This window comes from Neobacillus niacini, assembly GCF_023715785.1.
GTDB classification, from domain to species: domain Bacteria; phylum Bacillota; class Bacilli; order Bacillales; family Cytobacillaceae; genus Neobacillus; species Neobacillus niacini_E.
In genome coordinates this window covers 868,465-892,837 of record NZ_JAMBOX010000001.1, presented here as the reverse complement: position 1 = coordinate 892,837, position 24,373 = coordinate 868,465, and the positions used below count along the sequence as shown (strand labels likewise).

Annotated in this window: 17 protein-coding genes; 16 read left to right on the top strand and 1 reads right to left on the bottom strand. The window is 42.7% G+C overall.

Translation table 11 applies throughout. From position 1 onward, the window contains the following. The 16 genes from M3234_RS04240 (at nucleotide 1) to M3234_RS04165 (ending at nucleotide 22,486) form a co-directional block, all read left to right on the top strand. On the top strand, nucleotides 1-1,347 hold the full coding sequence (locus M3234_RS04240) for an ABC transporter substrate-binding protein (protein ID WP_262303473.1): 1,347 nt from the start codon (nucleotides 1-3) through the stop codon (nucleotides 1,345-1,347). Nucleotides 1,348-1,431: 84 nt separating this feature from the next. Next, nucleotides 1,432-2,538: a glycoside hydrolase family 88/105 protein gene (locus M3234_RS04235; protein ID WP_262303472.1), complete on the top strand. Its 1,107-nt coding sequence runs from the start codon at nucleotides 1,432-1,434 to the stop codon at nucleotides 2,536-2,538. 262 nt (nucleotides 2,539-2,800) lie between these two features. Continuing rightward, complete coding sequence (locus M3234_RS04230; protein WP_262303471.1) at nucleotides 2,801-4,600, top strand: sensor histidine kinase; 1,800 nt, start codon at nucleotides 2,801-2,803, stop codon at nucleotides 4,598-4,600. Further along, a complete protein-coding gene (locus M3234_RS04225) occupies nucleotides 4,593-6,140 on the top strand; it encodes a response regulator (protein ID WP_262303470.1) in 1,548 nt (515 codons plus the stop codon). The genes M3234_RS04230 and M3234_RS04225 overlap by 8 nt, the downstream gene beginning before the upstream one ends. Before the next feature lie 140 nt (nucleotides 6,141-6,280). After that, complete coding sequence (locus tag M3234_RS04220; protein ID WP_262303469.1) at nucleotides 6,281-6,925, top strand: bifunctional 4-hydroxy-2-oxoglutarate aldolase/2-dehydro-3-deoxy-phosphogluconate aldolase; 645 nt, start codon at nucleotides 6,281-6,283, stop codon at nucleotides 6,923-6,925. Between the two features lies 1 nt (nucleotide 6,926). After that, nucleotides 6,927-7,943 (top strand): sugar kinase, encoded by a 1,017-nt coding sequence (locus M3234_RS04215; RefSeq protein ID WP_311315622.1) that lies wholly within the window; start codon nucleotides 6,927-6,929, stop codon nucleotides 7,941-7,943. A gap of 38 nt (nucleotides 7,944-7,981) precedes the next feature. Then, complete coding sequence (gene kduI, locus M3234_RS04210; protein WP_262303468.1) at nucleotides 7,982-8,812, top strand: 5-dehydro-4-deoxy-D-glucuronate isomerase; 831 nt, start codon at nucleotides 7,982-7,984, stop codon at nucleotides 8,810-8,812. Between the two features lie 38 nt (nucleotides 8,813-8,850). Beyond that, a complete protein-coding gene (gene kduD, locus M3234_RS04205) occupies nucleotides 8,851-9,633 on the top strand; it encodes a 2-dehydro-3-deoxy-D-gluconate 5-dehydrogenase KduD (protein WP_262303467.1) in 783 nt (260 codons plus the stop codon). Nucleotides 9,634-9,714: 81 nt separating this feature from the next. Further along, nucleotides 9,715-10,560: a sugar phosphate isomerase/epimerase family protein gene (locus M3234_RS04200; RefSeq protein ID WP_262303466.1), complete on the top strand. Its 846-nt coding sequence runs from the start codon at nucleotides 9,715-9,717 to the stop codon at nucleotides 10,558-10,560. Between the two features lie 80 nt (nucleotides 10,561-10,640). Beyond that, nucleotides 10,641-12,065: a glucuronate isomerase gene (gene uxaC / locus M3234_RS04195; protein ID WP_262303465.1), complete on the top strand. Its 1,425-nt coding sequence runs from the start codon at nucleotides 10,641-10,643 to the stop codon at nucleotides 12,063-12,065. An 88-nt stretch (nucleotides 12,066-12,153) separates the two neighbouring features. After that, nucleotides 12,154-13,161: a LacI family DNA-binding transcriptional regulator gene (locus M3234_RS04190; RefSeq protein WP_262303464.1), complete on the top strand. Its 1,008-nt coding sequence runs from the start codon at nucleotides 12,154-12,156 to the stop codon at nucleotides 13,159-13,161. 71 nt (nucleotides 13,162-13,232) lie between these two features. Then, complete coding sequence (locus M3234_RS04185) at nucleotides 13,233-14,702, top strand: tagaturonate reductase (protein ID WP_262303463.1); 1,470 nt, start codon at nucleotides 13,233-13,235, stop codon at nucleotides 14,700-14,702. A 14-nt stretch (nucleotides 14,703-14,716) separates the two neighbouring features. Beyond that, nucleotides 14,717-16,204 (top strand): UxaA family hydrolase, encoded by a 1,488-nt coding sequence (locus M3234_RS04180; RefSeq protein WP_262303462.1) that lies wholly within the window; start codon nucleotides 14,717-14,719, stop codon nucleotides 16,202-16,204. Nucleotides 16,205-16,287: 83 nt separating this feature from the next. Then, a complete protein-coding gene (locus M3234_RS04175) occupies nucleotides 16,288-17,646 on the top strand; it encodes a glycoside hydrolase family 28 protein (protein WP_262303461.1) in 1,359 nt (452 codons plus the stop codon). 101 nt (nucleotides 17,647-17,747) lie between these two features. Next, nucleotides 17,748-19,127 carry an MATE family efflux transporter gene (locus tag M3234_RS04170; protein WP_285858258.1) on the top strand — a complete coding sequence of 460 codons (1,380 nt, stop codon included), beginning with the start codon at nucleotides 17,748-17,750 and terminating at the stop codon, nucleotides 19,125-19,127. A gap of 203 nt (nucleotides 19,128-19,330) precedes the next feature. Next, nucleotides 19,331-22,486 (top strand): fibronectin type III domain-containing protein, encoded by a 3,156-nt coding sequence (locus M3234_RS04165; protein WP_262303459.1) that lies wholly within the window; start codon nucleotides 19,331-19,333, stop codon nucleotides 22,484-22,486. Between the two features lie 156 nt (nucleotides 22,487-22,642). Here the strand turns inward: M3234_RS04165 and M3234_RS04160 are convergent, their stop codons facing one another. After that, nucleotides 22,643-24,085, bottom strand: coding sequence for a L,D-transpeptidase (locus M3234_RS04160; protein ID WP_262303458.1), 1,443 nt, complete (start codon nucleotides 24,083-24,085; stop codon nucleotides 22,643-22,645). Between the last annotated feature and the right edge of the window lie 288 nt (nucleotides 24,086-24,373).

Genomic DNA, 24,373 nt, shown 5'->3' with positions numbered 1-24,373 from the left:
ATGTTAAAGAGAAAATTGGCAACTTCTGCTCTGGCTTTAACCGTGGCATCAAGCATGTTCCTGACTGCCTGTGGCGGTGGCGGCGATGAGAAAAAAGTGGAAAATAACAAAAAAACAGCAGCAAAACCCGAAGAACCAGTTACGATTACATTCTGGGATGAAAACGCTGGTCCTGCCCGTACCCCTGTTTGGGAGGAAGTCATTAAGCGATTTGAAGCTAAGTATCCTAACATTACTGTAGAGTATGTTGGTATTCCGAACAGTTCCGCAAAATCGAAATATGATGCAGCCATTGCGGCCGAGGATACGCCTGATATTGGCTCTGTTCAAACAACCTGGCTTCCGGAATTCTCAATTCGCGGTGCACTAAAGCCTCTTGATTCGTATTATGACAAGTCCGATATCAGCAAGAAACTTAACAAAGCAGCAGTTGATGTTAACAAGGAAATTACCAGAGACAAAAAGCTTTATGGCATTCCTTACGCACAAAATTTGGATGCCTTATGGATTCGCACAGACTGGTTTGAGCAAGCAGGCGTTAAAGAGCCAAAAACTTGGGACGAGTTCTTTACTGTAATCGAAAAAATGAAAGATCCGGCACAAAACCGTTATGGCTTTACCATCCGCGGCGGTGCAGGAGCATCATTCACGATCCAAAGAGCAATGTTTGCATACAGCGGCTTGGATTACTTTGATAAAAACGGCAAGTCGAACATCAATGATCCAAAACATGTAGAGTTTGTCGAAAAATATTACTCCTTCTATGACAAATCTACTCCTAAGAGCGATATTACAAATGGCTATAAAGAAATGATTGCCGCTTTTGATACTGGTGTAGTTGGAATGGTACACCACAATCCAGGTTCTTTTGGTGAGCACAGCAAAGCATTGCCAGCAGGTTCATTCAAGATGATCCCGCTTCCAACAACGAAAGATGGCCAATATGTTGCCGAAGGTGGAAACGCAGTTAACCTAGCCATGTTTAAAGCTAGTAAAAACCCTGATGCAGCTTGGAAATTTATCGAATTTGTCAACTCTGAAGATGCGCAAAGCTACTGGAACCAACAAACTGGTCAAATTCCGACCAACAAAGATGTATTAGATGATCAATGGGTACAAGATGCGCAGCATATTAAGGTTGCCTTTGAAGTGTACAATAATTCCAAAACAAAGATTTATATGCCGCCATTCTATTTACCAGACTACCGTACCATCCTTGACACAATTGTAGACCCAGGCGTTCAATCGGTAATGAGTGGAAAGATGACTGCTAAGGAATTCCTTGATCAATGGGCAAAAGCAATCGAGGACTCTAAAGCAAAATATGATGCCACTTTCAAAAAATAAAAAAGCTGTCTTACTGGGTGTTGATACTTTAACACCCAGTTTCTCTATTAGAGTGGATGAATAAAGGAGATAGGAGAATCAAAGATGCAAACAAAACAGATGACAACAGAAACTCCATTACGGATGGCGGAAAAAGCTTGCCAAGCGCTTATGAGAACGTTCCGTCCAGAAGAGCTTCCGCCTGTGGGCGAATTCCATTACCATCAAGGAGTTTTTCTTTTTGGCATGTATCGGGTATATCAGGCCACAGGCAAGGAAGAATATTTCAATTATATTAAAGCCTATTACGACCACTTAATTGATGAATATGGAAATGTACGCTTTGAGCGTGACCAACTCGATTCTACGATGACAGGGATTCTTTTGTTCCCGCTTTATGAAAAAACAAAAGACCCGAGATATATGATTGCGGCAAAACGCCTAAGAAGTGCTTTAGATACCATCAATAGAACTTCCGAGAATGGTTTCTGGCACAAGGAAAAATACCCATACCAAATGTGGCTTGACGGCTTGTTTATGGGCGGGCCGTTCATGCTTCTTTACAGCCAGCAATTTCATGAAGAGGAATTGATTCAGATGGTTCTTCTACAGGAAAAGCTGATGAGAAAACATATGACAGACGAAAAAACCGGCCTGCTTTACCATGCGTGGGACGAAAAAAGGGTACAGCCATGGGCAAGTCCTGAAACAGGGTGCTCACCTGAATTTTGGGGCCGTTCTGTAGGCTGGTATGGCACTGCACTTATCGATTTACTAGAAATCCTAGGAGAGCGGAAACGCGGCCAAGAGGAATTAATTCAAGCGCTGCAAAACTTTATTCCGGCTATCGTAAAGTTCCAGGACGATCAGACGGGTTTATGGTATCAAATTGTTGATAAAGGAGAGCTTGCTGATAATTGGCTTGAATCTTCCTGCTCGGCATTGTTTATTTATTTTATTTCCAAAGCGATTCAACATGGCTATGTCGATGAAACCTACCGTGCAGTAGTGGAAAAGGCTTATAAGGGGCTGTTGGAGCACATGGTTGAGGAATACGAAGAAACTGCGGACCTTAAGGGCATCTGCATCGGCACTTCTGCCGGGGTATATGATTATTATGTTTCTCGACCTACATCCAAAAATGATTTGCATGGAATGGGCGCGTTTCTTTTAGGAAGCATGGCGTATTATGACCTGATTAATAAAGTGTAAACCACTGCTTTAATCGTCTGCAGTCATGTGACTAGAGCATAAAAACCTTTTTCTATGCTGCGAATGTCGGCATAGGAAAAGGTTTATACTTATGTGAAAGTCGGAGATATATTATTCTGGCATAATATTTTCCTCGGTACGAGAAAAGTCACTTCATCTTCCTAGAATTTTAGATAAAATATACCTGTTTACCAAGCAATAAATATTGTTTATTGTTTAGGTGTGGAAACGTTTTCTTTATCTGCTAATAGGGAGTCTGGTAATGATGGCTGTTAAGCTAAAAAACCTGTTTCGTCGGTATTTCTTTTATTCTTTTAAATCAACAATTAACTCGCTTTTCCTTCCAATCATTATTATTTTTATATTCATTTCTGGATGGATTTCATCGGCTTTGGCGACATCGCAGATTGAAGAAAATGCATATAAAAATGTCAATGATACCATTTTTCAAACAAAGAATTATTTGGATTACATGTTATTGGATGTGTTTCAGCAGTTCGTTTCGCTGGCAAACGACCCAAAGGTGAAATATATGCTGGCTCTTGATGATTCCGAAATAAAACCGGAAACACGAATTGAGGTTGACCGAAATGTACAAATGATCTATACGCGATATAACACTATTCTGGATTCAGTCATCATTGACTATGAACAAAAAGGTCATTCTTTTTATCGGACCCCCTATATTTCCTATCCTACTATCAACTATGATGATTATTTCAACAGGTATGAGGGAAATACAGAGGGATATTACTGGGAAAATCTCCACAATGATGAAAGTCTAAATCAAAATGATAAGGTAATCTCTGTCTTTAGGTTAATGAAAAGTGAAAAGTCGAGAGGGATCGTGTTATTTAACCTACGAACTGATTTTTTTGAAGAAGTTGTAAATAAATCATTAATCGGGAAAAATGGGTACCTGACTTTAGTCAGTCCAGATGGAAGCTACGAATCGAAGACGGTTAAGAAGGAGTACAGACTTGACCAAGAAACATTGCATTCCCTGCAGCAGTTAGACAGGGAAAAAGGCGAATTCACCTACAAAAGTCTTTCGGGTGAAAATATGATTGTCATTTACGACACGATAAAGACGAATAAATGGAAATTGGCGGCGGTTGTTCCTGAAAGTGAAATTCTAACCAAAGTTAATTATATCAAGCATTTTAACATATTATTGATCTTGCTTCTGGCTGTTTGTACTGTCGTGCTAACCAATATCATGAGTAAGTTTATTACGAATCCCTTTAAAAAGATGGCCTACCAAATGGCGGGATTTAATCAGAAGGATCTTGACATGAATTATGAATTATCCGGTCCTGAAGAAATGAAAATCCTCCATAACGGTTTTAAGGAATTAATTGCCCGGATTAACACGCTGATGGAACAGGTTCAAATGGAACAAGAGGCAAAACGGCAATTGGAATTTGCCATTATGCATGCCCAAATCAATCCCCATTTTTTATACAATACGCTTTATTCCATTAAAGGGCTGTGTGATATGGGGCTGAATAAAGATGCCAGCCAAATGATCAGTGCACTGTCGAGCTTCTTCAGAATCAGTATCAGCAAGGGACAGGAAATCATCTCGATCAGGGAAGAACTGGAACATATTGAGCATTACCTGTACATCCAGGAAATGCGCTATGGCGATGACTTTGTTTATGAAATAGATGTCGAAGAAGACATTCTTTCCAATAATATTATTAAACTCTCTTTACAGCCGCTGATTGAAAATGCCATTTACCATGGTGTCAAGCAAAAGCGAGGCAAGGGTAAAATCACCATCAGGGGCGATCAAGCGGACGATCTTATTTATTTGGAAGTGGCTGATGATGGCAATGGAATTGAAAAAGAGAAGCTGCAGGAAATCATGAGAGAAATGGACTCAGCTTACCGAGATAAAAAGGCTTCTATCGGGATTGGTATTAAAAGTGTCAATGAACGAATCAAGATCCACTTTGGACAAGAGTATGGCTTGACTATATCAAGTGAACCCGGCTTTGGAACAACTGTCGGTATTAAGATTCCCAAAACAAAAGGGGAGAGTGTGAAAGATGCATAAAATAATCATTGTAGAGGATGATCGCATTATACGCCGTGGGCTTTGCCAGGCAATACCGTGGGAAGAGAATGGATTTATCGTGGCAGGAGAAGCTGCGGATGGGGCGGTTGCTCTTGATTTAATTAAAAAGGAACAGCCGCATGTAGTGGTTTCAGATATCAATATGCCGTTTATGAGCGGTCTGGAAATGGCCAAATATGTAAAAGAGGGAAGTCCGGACACAAAAATCATTTTCCTGACTGGGTATGAAGATTTTAAATACGCCCAGGAAGCCATTAAATTAAAAGCATTTGACTATCTATTAAAGCCGGTAAACGGAGAGCAACTGCTTGAAAAGGTAAAAGAAGCGGCTGAGGAATGGCAGAAATCAGTAAGGAAAGAAAAGCAAATCAGCGAATCTATTCCCCTGCTTCAGCAAGCCTTTTTTCAAAAGCTAAATAGAGATAGAGAGCAGCAGATTGATATCGAGACAGAGCTTGCCGATTTGGGCGTTCAACTGACAGGACCATACTATTCAGCGATACTCGTTCAGTACGTCAAAGAGGAGGATGGTTTAGATTGTAAAGAACAGGTCATGCCAATCATCGAATCGTTAATAGGCGGCATGGATTCAGCTGCAATGGAAGCTAGTCCTGACCGGCTGGCCATCCTTTTATCACTAGACCGCAATGATGACCCAGCCAAGGGACGGCTTGCCCAGGAGTTATTGGAGTTTGTACATCAAAAGGTCGGGCAATCTGTCACTATTTCCTATGGGAGAACCTATGCTAATTTGTTTGAAATTCGAAATGCATTCCTTGAATCCTGTCTTGCCATGGATTTGCGGCATATCATGGGAACTGGACGAGTGATTTCCTTCGAGGATACAGTTTCAGAAACCGAACAGCATGGAAATAACCTAGCCGATTTGGAAATAAAAATCGAAAACCAAATCAAATTGGGTATGCCGGAGAAGGTGAAAAATGCCCTTGAACAATTGCATGCTGCCATTCTTGAAAGCAGAACCGTTTCCTTGCCTGATTTGCAGGTCCTTGCTTTAAAACTTGGGGCCATGCTCTTTTTTGAATCGGAAAAGTGGAACGAAGAACAAACAGGGAGCTTTAACTCTTCCGAGATGTATCACGACATCATGAAAATGCAAACGCTTACGGAAATGATAGAAATTCTCAATAGAATCATTCAACAATGGTCACAGACGATGAAAAAGCGAAAAGAAAAAAATCATTTCAGTCATGTTGACCAAGCGATTAAATATATGAAAGAACATTATTATGATCAAGGCCTAACCTTGCAAAAATTGGCTGATGTCATTCATGTTAGTACACCTTACCTCAGCAACCTGTTTAAGCTGGAGAAAGGGTTTAATTTTGGTGACTATTTACTGGAACTGCGGATGAAGAAAGCAATGGATTTATTGCGGGAAGGCAAATTGAAAACGAGTGAAGTCAGTGAGCAGGTCGGCTATAGCAACCCGCAGTATTTCAGCATCTGCTTTAAAAAATATACGGGTTACACCCCTGCAGAATACCGGAAAGGATAATTTTTTTAAGATTAATAGTTAAATTTTTAAGGGCTTTTTAGGATTGGTGGATATTCGTATATTCCATTATATATAATTGAATTGTAAATACAATAATAAATTATTTCAATATAAGAAATTCATTCTGGTTGGTGATCCAATTGAAGAAATTGATAACCCTTTCAAAACTCCTTGATTGTGGCGTGGTTGCCGTTGTTAGAGCGGACACCAAGGAAGAAGCAATAAAAATCTCGGACGCCTGCGTAAAAGGCGGCATCACTGGGATTGAAGTGACGTTTACTGTGAAAGATGCCGATCTAGTCATCAAAGAACTATCCTCCTATTACGGTAATAACGATGTCGTCATCGGTGCAGGAACGGTTCTTGATGCAGCGACTGCAAGATTTGCGATATTGGCCGGTGCCCAATATATTGTCAGTCCGAGCTTTGATGAGGAAACTGCCAAACTATGCAATCTATATCAAATTCCTTATATGCCCGGCTGCATGACCATTACCGAAATGAAACAGGCATTAACTGCAGGAGTAGACATCATAAAACTTTTCCCTGGAAGTGCTTTCGGTCCTGATTTTGTAAAGGCGGTTAAGGCGCCGCTGCCACAGGTTAATATTATGCCTACTGGCGGTGTCAACCTTGAGAATGTGGAGAAATGGATTAAAAATGGCTGCGTTGCTGTCGGGGTTGGCGGAAATCTGGTGGAGCCGGCGAAAACAGGCGATTACAACAAGATTACTGAGATAGCACAACAATATATAAATAAAGTCCAAGCAGCCAGAGGGAAATAAGATGATGAAAAAAGTAGTAACTTTCGGAGAAGTCCTGCTTAGGCTATCAACCAATATTGGCGAGCGGCTAAGCCGGGCAGGTCAAATCAATATGCACTATGGTGGCGCAGAAGCAAATGTCGCCATGTCATTGGCGCTGTTTGGCCATGAAGTTCATTTTGTCAGCAAAGTTCCTAATAACGTGCTAGGGATGGCGGCAGAAAATCATTTGAAATCCTATGGGGTTCATACCGATTATTTAGTAAGAGGCGGTGACCGCCTTGGTACCTACTATGTAGAAACAGGAGTGGGTCCAAGAAGTGCTCAAGTCACCTATGACCGTAAATACTCTAGTGTTTCACTGCTTGAGTCGGCAGAACTCGACTGGGACCAAATTTTTAAAGATGCCGCACTCTTTCATGTAACCGGTATCACGGCAGCCCTATCGCCAAATATGCGTGAAGTCGTCTTGTACTCCCTGCAAAAAGCGAAAGAACATGGAGTGGCCATAAGCTTTGACTTTAACTATCGGGCCAAGCTGTGGAGCCAGCAGGAAGCGGCGGCGGCAATCCATTTATTCCTGCCATATGTCGATATCTGTTCCTGTGGTGAGCTGGATGCGATTTATCTATTGGGAATCGAGAGGGCGCCTGAAGCTTTGAGCCCTGACGAAAAACTGGCCTATTATTACCAAAAATTAACCGATCTTTATCCAAATATCCAATATATCAGTTCTACTTTCCGTGGTGTTGTTTCTGCCTCGACAAATACACTGCAGGGGAATTTCTATAAAGACGGTATCCTGTATCAATCGAAGGTTTATCAGGTTGACAATATTGTTGACCGTGTCGGTGGCGGGGATGCCTTTGCTGCAGGTCTCCTGCATGGAATCTTGACAGGCATGGCCCCCGATGAGCTGATCAGCTTTGCAACCGCTGCCTCGGTGTTAAAGCATACGGTCTATGGCGACTGCAATATTTTCACAGCAAATGAAATTCTTTCGTTTGCCAATAATACGCCTGGAAAAATTATTAGATAACTAGATTAGTAAACAATTAGTCAAGGAGGATGTCCATTATGGAAACACGTTATGCAAACCATCCCGATGAAATGAAACGTTATACAACAGATGAATTAAGGAAGCATTTCCTTGTAGAAACACTTTTCGAACCTGGAAAGGTGCATTTAACCTATACACATGTCGACAGGATGATCTTTGGCGGCGTTACACCTGCCGAGGAAGAATTAACAATCAAGCTGGATAAGCAATTGGGAGTTTCTTATTTTCTTGAGCGTCGTGAGTTAGGAATTATTAATATTGGCGGCGATGGTTCCGTTATTCTTGATGGTGTCGAATATGACATGCAGCGCCGTGACGGGCTATATGTCGGCAGAGGCACAAAAGAGGTGCTGTTCCGTTCCAACGATGCTGCCAACCCAGCCAAGTTCTATATCAATTCCACTCCGGCCCATCACACCTATCCAACGGTGAAAATTGACATCAATAATATCAAACCGCTGGAGGCCGGGGAGCCAGGAACATTAAATGTCAGGAAAATTTACCAATATGTTCATCCAAATGTGTGCGAAAGCTGCCAACTGCAAATGGGCTTAACCATGCTTGCGCCAGGAAGTGTCTGGAACACAATGCCTTGCCATACACATGAGCGCCGCATGGAAGTGTACTTGTATTTTGATATGGAACCAGAAACGCGCGTGTTCCACTTCATGGGACAGCCGAATGAAACAAGACATCTGGTCATGAAAAACGAGCAGGCTGCCATTTCCCCTAGCTGGTCGATTCATACAGGAACTGCTACTAGCAACTATACCTTCATTTGGGGCATGTGCGGCGAAAACATTACGTACGATGACATGGACCATGTCAAAATGGAAGAATTGCGTTAATTCTAAATTGATAAATAGATATTTGGAGGCTAAAGCAGATGACAACACAGTTGGACAACTTTTCATTGGATTTCTTCGCATTAACCGACAAAGTGGCCATTGTCACAGGAGGCAATAAAGGAATCGGCCAAGGGTTAGCTGTGGCGCTCGCCAAAGCAGGTGCCGACCTATTTATCGTCACTCATGGCCGTGACTGGGATGAAACCCGCGGGCTGATTGAAAAGGAAGGCCGCCGTGCCGAGTTTTTCCAAGCTGATTTATCCAAGCGTGAGGTGATTGGCGACTTGGTGGCTGCCTGCAAACAGGCTTATGGCCGGATTGATATTCTTGTTAACAATGCCGGGACCATCCGTCGCGCACCGCTGCTTGAATATAAGCAGGAAGATTGGGATGCGGTGATGGATTTAAATCTAAATTCCGTCTATTTCCTTAGTCAGGAAGTGGCTAAGGTCATGGTGGAGCAAAAGAGCGGAAAAATCATCAACATTGCCTCAATGCTGTCTTTCCAGGGCGGGAAATTCGTTCCGCCATACACGGCGAGCAAGCATGCGGTAGCGGGATTGACCAGAGCGTTTGCCAATGAACTGGCTCAGTACGGTGTTCAGATTAATGCGATTGCTCCGGGATATGTGGAAACGGCCAACACCGCGCCGATACGAGAAGATCAAGAACGGAAGCGGGAAATTACGGCACGCATCCCGGCAGGCCGTTGGGCAACCCCGACAGATTTAATGGGAGTAGCTGTGTTTCTGGCAAGCAGGGCATCCGACTATATGAATGGACACATCCTTGCCGTTGACGGAGGCTGGCTGGCCAGATAAGCAGTGGAAAGGATAAGCCGTACTGCATCCGGATTTGGTACGGCTTATTTTTAACAAACATATATTTGATGGAGGAATCGTATGAAAGCGAATATTGGAATTAGGGCCCATGATATTCCTCATCTGCCATTGGAAAAATTAACGAAGGAAATCGCAGGCTTTGGTCTCACGAGCGTGCAGCTGGCATTGGCTAAGTCATTTCCCGACCTTCATACCGGAGCGGGAAGCTTAACTCCAGGGCTTGCCCGCCATATCGGGGACGCCTTCCGCAAAGAGAACCTGCACATTGCCGTATTGGGCTGCTATATTAATATGATTCATCCCGATCTTTCGGAAAGACGGAAAGTGCTGGATCGGTTTAAAGAACATATTCGTTATGCCCGTGATTTTGGCTGCAGCATTGTCGGGACGGAAACCGGAAATGTCTATCCAGAGATTGATTATACTGAGGAGAATTTTACAGAGCAGGCGTATCAGGAAGTGGTCGAGAGTGTCCGTGAACTTGTCAACGAGGCGGAGAAATTTGGGGTAATGGTCGGAATTGAAGGCGGAATTAACCATCCGATTCATACACCCCAGCGGATGAGGCGGCTGCTCGATGATATTCCGTCCAATAACCTTCAAGTGATTTTTGACCCAGCGAATTTTTTATCGCCTGAAAATTATCTGCATCAAGAACAGGTTTTCGAAGAGGCGTTTGAGCTGTTCGGAAATCGAATCGCCATCGTTCATGCCAAAGATTTTATCATTGACGATCATTGGATCAAAATGGTCCCTGTCGGCACCGGGTTGTTAAACTATCACGCCGTCTTTAAATATATCAAGCAGCAAAAGCCGTACATTACTATTTTATTAGAAAGTACGAGGGAACCACATATTAATGACAGTATTGCGTACCTGCAGAAAAGGTTTGAAGAGGCACGTTAACATATTTTTTTAATCTAAATTGTTAACGTGAACATTTTATGAAATATATCCCTAAAATATCGAAAGCTGGTGCTTTAATAATGAAGAAATTCATGGATGAGAATTTCCTTTTGAACAATGAAACGGCCATCCGTCTTTACCACGATTACGCAAAGGATATGCCGATTATCGACTATCATTGCCACTTAAGTCCAAAAGAGATCTATGAAAACAAAACCTTCAAAAATATCACCGAAATCTGGTTATATGGCGACCATTATAAATGGCGGGCGATGCGGGCTAATGGCATTGATGAAGAATATATAACTGGCAATGCCGATGACTATGATAAGTTCCTGGCGTGGGCAAGAACGGTGCCAATGACAATCGGAAACCCCTTATATAACTGGACACATTTGGAATTGCAGCGTTTCTTCGGAATGGATGAAATTCTGAACGAGGAAAGCGCACCGCAAATCTGGGAAAAAGTCAATGCACTCTTGAACAGTGAAGGCTTTGGGGCAAGAGATTTGATTAAGAAATCCAACGTGGAAGTCGTTTGCACAACCGATGATCCAGTCGACAGTCTGGAATACCACTTGAAATTAAAGCAGGATGGAGACTTTGATGTTCAAGTATTGCCGAGTTTCCGTCCGGATAAGGGCCTGGAAATCAATCGTGACGGCTACCTCGAATGGGTACAGAAGCTGCAAGAGGTATCAGGCATGGAAATCGCGACTTATGAGCAGTTTTTGCAAGCGCTTGAAGCACGGGTCCGTTTCTTCCATTCGGTGGGCGGCAGAGTGTCTGACCATGCCATCGATACGATGATGTTTGCCGAAACAACGAAAGAAGACGCTGCGGCTATTTTTGCTGAAGCCCTAAAGGGGAATAAGGTATCCCTTGAAGACGAGAAAAAGTACAAAACCTATACACTGAAATTCCTTGGCGGCTTATATTCCGAATTGGGATGGGCGATGCAGCTGCATATAAATGCACTGCGCAATAACAACACCAGAAGGTTTAAACAGCTTGGTCCGGACACAGGCTATGACTCGATTAATGATGATCAAATTGCCAAACCGCTTGTCAGGTTACTGGATGGTATTGAAGAGGAAAGCGGCCTGCCAAGAACCATTATTTATTCATTAAACCCGAGTGACAATACTGTGATCGCAGCGGTGATCGGTTCGTTCCAGGGCAACGGCATTCCGGGGAAAATCCAGTTCGGTACGGCATGGTGGTTTAACGATAATAAATCCGGCATGCTCGAGCAAATGCAAGCCCTCTCCAACCTTGGATTGTTCACCCGCTTTATCGGAATGCTGACAGATTCGCGGAGTTTCCTGTCTTATACAAGACATGAATACTTCAGAAGACTCGTTTGCTCGTTAATTGGCGAATGGGTGGAAAACGGAGAAGTGCCGAATGATCTTGACTTCTTGGGTAAAGTGGTTCAGGGCATTTCCTATCACAATGCAAAAAAGTACTTTCAGTTTCAAGAAAAGGGACTGGCTGTCCATTAACGAGCAGAGAGCGGCTGAGGGGCTATGAAGTTTGATTTTTCCTATTATGGTAAAATAATTGGAAAGTTACTAGATAAAGGGTGAAAACATGGTTACGATTAAAGACATTGCCAAAATCGCAAATGTTTCCCATACAACCGTGTCACGGGCATTGAATGACAGCCCGCTGATTAAACCGGGGACAAAAAAGAAAATCATTGAGATAGCCTCTCAGCTTAACTATACACCGAACTATAATGCCAAAAGCCTGGTGACCCAACGGTCTTATACAATTGGGCTGTTTCTGACAAGTATTACCCACGGTACATCATCAAGCTTTTTTGTTGAAACCGTCAAAGGGGTTAATCAAATTATTAACCAGGACTATAACTTGTTTGTCAGAGGAATTGATGACATTCGGTATTATTCAACGATTCACAACAAACGGTTCGATGGCATTATTTTAATGAGTCAAAGTGAAGAGGATAATGACTTTATTGCCTACCTGAAAGAAAAACAGATTCCTTGTGTCGTATTAAACCGCGATATAGGCGACCCGTCGATCATCAATATTCTCTCCAATGACCGGGAAGGATCGACGCAGGCCGTCAAGCATTTGCTGCAAAATGGTCATCGCACGATTGGGCTAGTGGAAGGGATTAGTGGATTTAAATCGTCGATGGAGCGGAGAGAAGGATATTTAAAAGCACTGATTGATTATAATATACCGATTAAGACTGAATACATCATTCAAGGTAATTATGATATGGAAAGCGGTTATCGAGCGATAGAACGACTGCTTTCACTTGATCAGCCGCCGACAGCCGTTTTTTGCTCCAATGACGACATGGCCATTGGCGCGATCAATGCGGCGTTCGCACGCGGCGTCAATGTACCGAACGATATTTCAATTGTCGGCTTTGACGACATTGAATTTGCCCGTTACACGAATCCATCACTTACTACTGTCAAAAGACCAATCGAAAAAATCAGTACCTTGGGCGCCAACAAAATTTTGCAGATGATGAGCTCAGACAACCCTAGTGAAATGAACGGCGAAAAAATCTTTGTGGAAACGGAACTGGTGATCCGAAAGTCGGTTAAACCATTATTGTAAAAAAACTGCTGGTCAATTGACTGGCACACATCATTTTGTTAACGTGTGCATTTATTTTGGAGGGATTAGATATGAAAAAATTAACGAGAAATTTAGTCAAAGATGCCCCGCGCTTTCCGGAAAAAGTGTTGCAATTTGGGGAAGGAAATTTCCTGCGGGCATTTGTGGATTGGCAAATTGATGTATTAAACAAGGAAGCGGATTTTAATGGCAGTGTTGTTGTTGTCCAGCCGCTCGGCCAAGGCATGGTTGAAAAGCTAAATGAGCAGGATGGACTTTACACGCTCTTCCTGCAAGGAATGAAAGACGGAAAAGCCGTCCGCAAGCATTCCGCTATTACCAGCATTAGCCGGGGCTTAAATCTTTTTACTCAGTACGACCAGTATTTGGAGCTGGCCGCCAATCCAGAACTAAGGTTTATTTTTTCCAATACAACAGAAGCCGGTATTGCCTTCGATGAAAACGACCGTCTGGAGGACCGTCCGCAAAGCAGCTACCCTGGAAAATTGGCAGCATTCCTCTATCAACGGTATCAAGTTTTTAACGGGGATAGAGAAAAAGGCTTTATTATCGTTCCGTGTGAGCTGATCGACCGCAATGGTGAAAAGCTAAAGCAAATTGTCCTTCAATACGCCGAATTGTGGAATCTTGGTGAAGAGTTTGTTCAATGGCTTGAAGAAGCAAACACGTTCTGCTGCAGCCTGGTTGACCGGATTGTCCCTGGCTTCCCGCGGGATAACATGGATGAAATCACTGCTGAACTTGGCTATAAAGATGATCTTGTCGTTGTCGGCGAGCAGTTTCATTTATGGGTAATCGAAGGTCCACAATGGATTCGCGAAGAGTTTCCGGCCCATAAAGCAGGGCTAAACACCTTATTTGTAGATGATATGACTCCTTACAGGACAAGAAAGGTTCGGATCCTAAACGGTGCCCATACCGCGATGACGCCTGTATCTTACTTATATGGTTTGGATACTGTGGCCCAAGCTGTTGACCATGAAGTGGTGGGAGAGTTTATCAAGGGATTGGTTTACGAGGAAATTATTCCAACGCTGGACCTGCCGCTGGATGAATTAAACTCCTTTGCCGATGCAGTAGTAGAAAGATTTAGAAATCCGTTTATTCAACACTTTTTAATGAGCATTTCCTTAAACTCGATGTCCAAATTTAAAACAAGAGACTTGCCATCCCTGCTTGAGTACATCAACCGCAAACAAGAATTACCAAGAAAGCTTGTGTTCTCGCTGGCAGCATTAATTGCCTTCTATAAAGGCAAGCGCGGCGATGAGGATATTAAACTTGCCGATGACCAGGATATTCTTGAATTATTTGCTGAGCAATGGGGCAAGTACGATGGAACGTTTGACAGTGTTGAATCCATTGTCAAGAACGTATTGGGATACGAGAAAAATTGGGAGACCGATTTAAACGAAATATCGGGATTAACGGCAGCTGTTACGAACGATCTTTTTGAAATTTTGACAAAGGGTATGAACCAAGCGGTGAAAGCTGTTTTAGGACAAAAAACTGCGAATTAGGGGAGAGAAGGACCATGTTGGACTTTACACAAATTAATGATACTGACAATGTCGTTGTTTCACTCAAGGATTTACCGGCTGGCCATGTCATTACGGTAAAAGAGAAATCGATTGAACTAAAGCAGGATGTAGCCAAAGGCCACAAGATAGCGCTTAGGCCAATTGCTGTCAATGAATACGTCATCAAATATGGCTATCCAATCGGCCATGCCATTGCAGAAATATCCGCAGGGGAACACGTTCATACCCACAATACAAAAACAAACTTGGATGGAATCAAAGAGTACCAATTTAACCAAAAGCTCAATTCCAACCCATATAAACTGGAAAACTTAACCTTCGAGGGCTATCGCCGGAAAAACGGTGAGGTCGGCATCCGCAATGAGCTTTGGATTGTGCCGACAGTGGGCTGTGTCAATGGCATGGCAGAGCGCATGCTCAAGCTGTTTGAAAAGGAAGTTGGCGATATCACTCCGTTTGAAAGCGTTCTTGTGCTGAAGCATAATCTTGGCTGCTCCCAATTAGGGGATGACCATGAGAATACACGCAAAATTTTGCGTGACGCTGTCCTTCATCCAAATGCCGGCGGTGTCCTGGTAATGGGGCTTGGCTGCGAGAATAACAATCTTTATGAGTTCAAGGAAAGCTTGGGTGAATATGACGAAGAGCGCGTAAAGTTCCTTGTTTCTCAAGAAGTGACCAATGAAATTGAAGCAGGCGTCGAGCTTTTAAAAGAAATCTATGAAGCGGCAAAACATGATAAGCGTGAAACAGTGCCATTATCACAATTAAAAGTTGGTTTAAAATGTGGCGGTTCTGACGGCTTCTCAGGAATTACTGCCAACCCGCTTCTGGGCAGATTCTCTGATTTCCTTGTCGCTCAAGGCGGAACAACTGTTTTAACGGAAGTGCCGGAAATGTTTGGTGCTGAAACCATTCTTATGGAACGAGCAGCCAATAATGAAGTCTTTGAAAAAACGGTTCATTTAATTAATGACTTCAAGGAATACTTCATTGAAAACAAACAGCCTGTTTATGAAAATCCATCGCCAGGGAACAAAGCCGGCGGGATTACTACATTAGAAGATAAATCGCTTGGCTGTACGCAAAAAGCAGGCACCTCCACGGTAACCGATGTTCTTAAATACGGTGACCGCCTGCAGGAAAAAGGGCTTAACCTGCTAAGTGCTCCTGGTAACGATTTGATCGCCGCTTCAGCTTTGGCAGCGGCAGGCTGTCAATTGGTGCTGTTTACAACAGGCCGCGGAACGCCATTCGGGTCTTTCGTGCCAACCATGAAGATTTCAACCAATACGCCGCTTTATGAGACAAAACCGCATTGGATTGACTTTAATGCAGGAGTATTGCTTGAGAAGGAGTCGGAGTTCGTTTTACGAGAGTTTATTGATTATATCATCCAAGTTGCAAGCGGTGAACTTGTCAATAACGAGAAAAATGACTTTAGGGAGATTGCGATTTTTAAAACCGGAGTCACCCTATAGGCTTATAGGCTGACGGGCAGCAATGCTGCTGCCCGTCATTGGATCGCGAATAGGAAGGAAATTCATAAACCGGGAGGAAAACCATGGAACTGACTGCAGCCTCCAGCCTCTATAATATTAGGGATTTTGGAGCCATGAATGACGGAAAAACCTTGAATACTTCAGCCATATCAAATGCGATTGATACCTGCTCAGCGCAAGGCGGCGGTACTGTTTATGTACCCTCAGGCACTTTTCTTACAGGGGCGATTATTTTAAAAAGTAATATCAATCTCTACTTGGACGCAGGTGCCACCCTAATGTTCAGTAACGAGGTGACGGAATATCCTGTTGTCGAATCACGCTGGGAAGGTGTGAAACGACAGGTTTATGCCTCCTGTGTCTATGCGGAAAATGCAGAAAATGTTTCGGTAACCGGGCGCGGTACATTGGACGGAAACGGTCAATTTTGGTGGGACTTGTATTGGCGGGAGAAAAATGACTATCCAAGACCAAAGCTGGTTAGCTTTGACGGTTGCAAACATGTTCTTATTTCTGGTGTGAAAATGGTCAATTCGCCTAGCTGGACGGTCAATCCGATTTGCTGTGAAGATGTCACAATTGATAGTATCAGCATAATGAATCCAGCCGATTCTCCAAATACGGATGGCATTGACCCGGAATCCTGCCAAAACATCCGAATTTCCAACTGCCATATCGATGTTGGCGATGATTGCATTGCCATCAAAGCAGGTACAGAGGATACTGCGGAACGGGTTCCGTGTGAGAATATAACGATTACGAATTGTACAATGATCCACGGCCATGGCGGTGTTGTGTTTGGCAGTGAGATGAGCGGGGATATCCGCAATGTTACAGTCAGCAATTGCGTATTTGAGGGAACCGACCGGGGCATCCGCTTTAAGTCAAGACGCGGCCGCGGCGGGATTATTGAGGATGTCCGGGTAACCAATATTGTGATGAAGGGCGTTATTTGCCCGTTTATTGCCAACCTCTATTATTATTGGGGACCACGTGGAAATGACAAATATGTTTGGGATAAAAATCCTTACCCGATTACAGAGGAAACACCTGCATTCCGCCGAATTCATTTTTCCAATATTACGGCTCGTGAAGTGAGTGCGGCTGCCGGATTTTTATACGGATTGGCTGAAAGGTATGTCGAGGATATTACGTTTGACCGGGTATCCGTTCATATGGCTGATGATGCCGAACCGGGACTGCCAGCGATGATGGCAGAGCTTGAACCGATGAAACAGCGAGGATTTTTCTGTAGTAATGTCAGGGATATCGTGTTTAATCAAGTAACGATTTCTAATCATGAAGGCCCTGCATTCATCGTCGAAAATGGAGAGGATATTGAGATTACTGGCTGTCGGGCCAAGCATGCCCGCACGAGTGACCCATTGGTTGTTTTCAAAAATGCGGTTGTTTCAAAATAGTTCTGGTTTCGCAATTTGTGAGATTATTAGTAACTTGCAGGTAAGCTGTCATAGTCGAATATAAAAATGATAAAGAAGTGTGTTCAGTGGAAAATTTTAAAATGAAACTGACGAGGAAGACGGCTCCGCTGCTTGATAAATATTTATCCGGGGAAACAATTCATTTCAAAGAAATCATTGCCATTATGATTCCCATCATCGTTGACCAGGCTTTTCTTGTTCTGATGAGCTTTTTAAACACGGCGATGGTGAGTTCAGCCGGTGTCGCTGCAGTCAGTGCCGTTAGTATGATAGATTCATTAAATATTTTCCTCGTTAATGTGTTTATCGCTGTAGCCACTGGCGGAACCGTGATCGTGGCCCAATATACGGGAGCCGGGAACATGAAGATGGCGAGCAAAACAGCAATACAGGCTATTTCTGCGGTATTGCTGTTTTCAGTTCTGATTGGCGCACTTGTCATTATTTTTCACACCCAAGCCTTACAGATTCTGTTTGGCAAAGCGGATGAGGACGTCTTCCATAATGCGAAACTCTATCTAATTGGCAGTTGCCTGTCCTACCCGTTCATGGGAATCTTTCAAGCGGTATGCGGCGCACTGCGCGGAATTGGCGATACGAAACCTACTTTAAAATTATCGATCATTTTGAATCTGACGAACACAGCTTTAAATGTATTGTTCATCCTGATTTTAAAAATGGGTGTTCTGGGCCTGGTGATTTCGATTCTTCTTTCCAGAATCGTTGGTATGGCGGCTTCTTTGATTTATATCATAAAGTACAATGAAACAATCCACTTTCAATTTAAGAAGGCTTTGCAAATTGATTTTTCGATTATAAAAAAAATCATGTATATTGGCCTTCCGTTTGCCGCGGAACAGATGTTTTTCAGCGGCGGGAAACTGTTAACTCAGACATTTATTGTTCAATTGGGGACGTTCGCATTGACGTCCTATGCCATCGGCAATTCTTTCCTTCTATTATTTCAGATTGGGCCTAATGCCTTGACCATCGCAGCGATCACCATTGTGGGCCAATGCATCGGGCACAGAAATATCGCTGATGCCAGAAAATTCACCAAATCAATGGCGGGGCTCTCCTCGCTCCTGTTTATCGTTTCTGGTGCAATGATTGTTCCGTTGTATCCATTATTGATAAAAATATTCAGCCCGCCTGATGAAATTGCCGGGACCGTGTTCATACTTGTGCTAATTTCAGCATTTGCTCAGCCGATTTTGTGGCCGCATAGTTTCATTATGCCATCCGCGTTGCGCGCTGCAGGAGATTCAACCTTTACCTCGGTAGCCTCGCTCCTGTCAATGTGGCTTGTGAGGGTTGTTCTCGGTTATATTTTGGGAATTACCCTTGGATTTGGAATCATCGGCATTTGGACGGCGATGGCGATTGAATGGGGTGTCCGCGGGCTGATTTTCTCGTGGAGATTTAAAGGGAAGACTTGGTATACTCATAAACTGGTTTAATATTAAAAAGGATAAATTTTAAAAGAGAGGGCTTTCCAGCTGTTAATAACCTGATTATCTGGAAAGCCCCACAGCCAATTCTTTCGGCATTTTGCAAAGTGATTCTAGAAATGAAAACGTTAACAATCATAAAGGAGGTGATGTGGCAAAATAAAAAAATGGTTTGACCGCAGGACCTAAAAAAACTTAAGGTGGGATAAGAGTTGAAGAAATGGATCAAGGTTGTAGCACTAGTTCTTGTCTTCTTTATGGCAACTGGCAATTTCGGAGCGGTATCGTTTGCGAATGCAGCATCCTCCGGATCGGTTGCAGCTCCTGTAAATCTGCAGGTTCCGAGATTAGCTTATGATGAAAACAGCATGACATTAGTTTGGGAAAAGCCTAAAGAGTATAGTAATATTGCAGATTTCAATATTTATATGGATGGCAAAAAAATTGGCAGTGCACTAAAGGATAACAGCGGTCCTGCAAAAGCCTATATTGATAATTTTTATAAAAATATTGATAAAGATAATTTCCATACAAAAATTTTAATCCACAATTTCAAGGTCAAGAATTTGAAACCGGATACATCCTATGAATTTTACGTAACCTCGGTAACCGCGGCCGGGATAGAATCTCAACCTTCCAATAAAATAACGGCAAAAACGACAATGGAGCCAGAGGTGTTTAACATTGTCGATTTTGGAGCAAAAGCTGATGATCATGTAAAAGATACGGAAGCAATTCAAGCAGCTATCGATGCGGCTACAGCTGGCTCCAAAGTGTTAATCCCTGAAGGCAAATTTATTTCAGGAGAAATTTGGCTTAAATCGGATATAACATTGCAAGTGGACGGTCATTTGCAGGCGTCATTAGATGCTAATGATTATAGCCAAAATTTTTGGGTATATGATTATTCGACCGATGAGCGTTCCTATTCATTAATCAATGCCCATACATATGATTATGGCAGTCTTAAGAATATCAGGATTGTTGGAAAAGGGATTATTGATGGTAGCGGATGGAAAGAAGACCCTGCAAACAAGACAATTGACGAATTAGGAAACCAACTTCCACGTTTATTAGCAGGCAGCAACTCTTTAGTAACAGGTGGAGTAAAAGTTGAAAATGGGCAGATGAGCCCATTAAACCTTGCTTCTGATAAAACATATGGAATTTTGGCAGCAATCCAATCCTATGCCTCCCAGCAGAAAGGCATGAATGCCAAGTCCGCTTATTCCACTCGTTCCAATTTGATTACGGTGCGCGGTGTCGACGGTATGTACTATGAAGGGATCACGCAACTTAATCCTGCCTTCCACGGCATTGTCAATCTTCATAGTAAAAACATTGTTGTAAATGGTACGGTCGCTACTACTTACGATGGAAATAATGCTGACGGATTTGAATTTGGCGACTCACAAAATATAATGGTATTCAACAACTTCGTTGATACTGGTGATGATGCGATTAACTTTGCAGCAGGTATGGGACAGGCTGCCGCTGGCGAGGAGCCAACAGGAAAAGCGTGGATTTTTGACAACTATATACGAGAAGGCCATGGTGGTGTTGTAACAGGAAGCCATACGGGAAGTTGGTTCCAGGATTTTGTTGTTGAGGATAACATCATGTATAAAACGGACGTTGGCTTACGGGCTAAAACAAACACACCAATGGGCGGCGGAGCAAAAAATGTCCTTTTTAGGGACAATGCCTTAGAAGGTATTGATGGCGATGCCCCATTTGTATTTACGTCAGATTATAGTGATCCAAATGCGGCCATTTCCTATGAACCGGCAAAAGAAATTTCTCAATTTAAGGATATGGAAATAAAAAATGTCACTGTTCGTAATCAAGGCGGCAGCAAGAAGCAAGCAATAATGGTAAAAGGCAATAGTGATGTAGGGGAAGTCTACCACGAAAATATTACTTTTACGAATGTTAAATTCGATAATGTATTTTCAGCAAACCTGGATTACGCAAAAGATTTCAAATTTAACCATGTTGTCTTTACGAATGTTAAAGATAACAACGGAAATCCTTGGAGAATCACAAATTCTACTGGTATTCAGTTTGAAGGAACGACAACTTCTAGCGTTATATCTGAGGATGCAGCCCAGAAACCAATTTGGCCTGTCGGTTCCAGCGTCCAGGCACAATCCTCCGCTGATGGAAAAAGTGTAACATTAACATGGGATCCAGCCTTGGATAATAAGGCTGTAACGGGATACACAGTCTATAAAAATGGAGAAAAGGTCGGGTCTGCCTATACGACAACAGGACAAACAACTTTTACTGTAACCGGATTAACGCCAGCAACCGAATATACCTTTAAAGTTGAAGCCACGGATGCAACAGGCAACCGAACTTCCAATGGGCCGGAAATGAAAGTAACAACTTTGGGTGAAGCTGATACGACGGCACCGGTTCTTCCGCAGAATCCACAAATTAAACAAGCTACAACCACGATTCCAGCCAGTGATACTTTCAGTGGCAAGAGCGTTGAAGTTGTCTATCCGGGATTTACCTGGGGGTCTGTCACCTGGGATGCGGCGAGTGATGAGACAGGCATTGCAGGATATAATGTGTATGCAAACGGAAAATTAAATGGGTTTGCCACATCAAACAAATATACGTTAACGCAGCTTGAGCCTGGTACAAAGTATCAAGTTACCGTTGAAGCCGTAGACATTGCAGGCAATAAAACACCTTATGGCAGCTCTGTAGAAATTCAGACGCAAGTCCCCTATCCTATTGGGGCACCATCATTTAAAGGTGATTTAACAGCTAAGGTTGAAAAGGATGGAACAAGTGTAATTCTTTCCTGGACTAAAGCGACTGCAGTCAACCAAGACGTAATTGGTTACCGGATTTATGTAAATGGACAGCCGATTATGCCGGATGGCACTAAATTTACACCAATAAATGATTCCATGACAACTAAGGATACAACCTTTACTGTGACTGGATTGGAAAAAGGCAAAGACTATACCTTTAAAGTGGAAGCAGTCGGGCAAGGAACTAAATATACAATCAGGGAAAGACTTTCCGATGTTATTCCAAATGGCCTTGAAGAAATGAAAACCTATAGATGGAGTGGATTTGGTCCAAGCGCCACCGTTTCACTAGTTAATAAAGAGGACATTCCGAATAAACCAGAAGCTGAACAACCAGAAGCAAGACCGACAGATGCCAATAATGGGGGTATCAAGGAAGCGGCAGCGGCAAAGAATGCTATCGACAACGGCAAACAATCGCCAAATGGGGAACAATTGCCTCATACAGCAGGACAATCCTACAATATTCTCCTAATTGGTTCGATTCTGTTGATTATTGGTGCTGCTACCTTATACATGAGTAAAAGAAAAAGGGCATAATCGTTTGTTGAAGAAAATGAATCGCTCAGAGTCATCCCTGAGCGAATTTTTTAAGCTTCATGAAAGAGAAAGGTCTTTTCGGTTCCACGTGAAACAAAAAAACAGGGATGATAGTGGCGACTTTTGTGCCGCTACCATCATCCCTATTGTTCTTCGTTAGTAAACAATGACCGGGTCGTACGTGCTGAGGTTGTCATACACAGCTTTCATAACATTAGGCTGTACATTGACGCAGCCATTTGATCCGGCATTGAGATAGGCATTGCTTGCCCAGTTTGTCCGCCAGCTGGCATCGTGGAAGCCTTGGCCGCTGTTGGTGAACGGTAACCAGTAATTGACCTTGATCGCATAAGCTGTGCCCGCTGTATCACCGGTAAGCGTGTATTGTTGGCGTTTATAAAGGATATACCACACGCCCGGTGACGTATCCTTTCCAGTACTATGTTTGCCAGTTACGACATTCGTTGTGACGGCCAATTGTCCATTTTTATAAATCCAAATCCGCTGTTCGTCAATCGAAACTTCCGCATATGTGTTGCCGATTCCATTGTTCGCAGTTGTTTCATACCCATAGCCTTCACCTTTCCAGCCTTTACCGATGATGTTTGCAGCAGAAACCGATGTCTCTCCCGTTTCAAAAGCCTTCTGAATCATTGCCGTTTCTTTTTTTACGTCCAAAGCCCAGCCATAGCCCTGACCTTTGACAGTTATGACTTTGCCAGAATGGGTCTTAAAGGTGAAATTTTTATTTAATGTACATTGGGTATCATTAATTTCCGTAATTTTTCTTTTAATATCACTAGGGTCTATGGCAATCTGTAAATCCTTTGATACGGTGGCACTTTTAATTAGCTCACTGGCTTTTAAAGAATGGACTTGATCCTGTACCTTGTATTCAATCGATTGGCCAAGAAGTTCTTTGAGCTTTTTCTCTTCGTTCTTTACGATTTCGCTGTCTTCTCTGACAGGCTGTAGGTATACAGGCTCTAAACGAATATCGCTTTTATAATACTGCTTGTCGTAATCCTTCAAAAGGCTGGCGACATCAAATTGTTCCCCATCTTTGCTTTTGGAGATGGATATTTTGCCCTGTTCGAGCTTAACAAAAGCATCGACTGGTGCTTTCAATGTTTCATTCATGGACAGAAGCTTTTCTTCGACAAGCTTTTTCATTGTCTGAGTGCGATACTGACTTGCCTCATCTGGAATCAGCTGATAATCTTTTTTCTTGAAAGAAGGGAAAAATGTCCACTGGTTTTTCAGCAATTTCTTCACTTCAGGCAAATCCTTTTCGGTAAAGCCCAATTTTGTATCTTCTTCATCCAGGATTTGCTGCTCCCCGACAAAGACCCTGTTTTTTAATGAGGCTGTTTTTAACTTTTTAACGGTTTGATCAGCAGTCAGCCCACCCACTTTTATTTCATTTATCGTAACCTTCGAGTTGAATCGGGTTGCCTGATAATAACTGATTCCGGCAACGATGAGTGCAAGAACTGTCATACTGCCGATTACGGCCATCTTCCAGCCTTTGTACTTTTGCTTTGACTTCACCCGTGATTTTCCTATTTCTTCAACTGGTTTTTTCTTTGTACTGCTCATAAATCCTTACCCCCGACTGCCTGCTATCCTCGGTAGCATTGTCCACCGATTAATCTAATCTTTATATGAAACTCTTGATTTAGTTTACCTTATTATTCTTAAATTATCACGAATATTTAACTGGAATTTACAATATCATGACAAACAGATGTCATTCATTTTTCTACAAATTTTATTAAAATAATGAAGCTTTTAGATTTTGGGATGTTTGTGAATCTTTTTCCAATTCATAGACGTAAAAGATATAATAATAGTTACAGTTACCGCCCATAGAATAAAAGGGGGAGA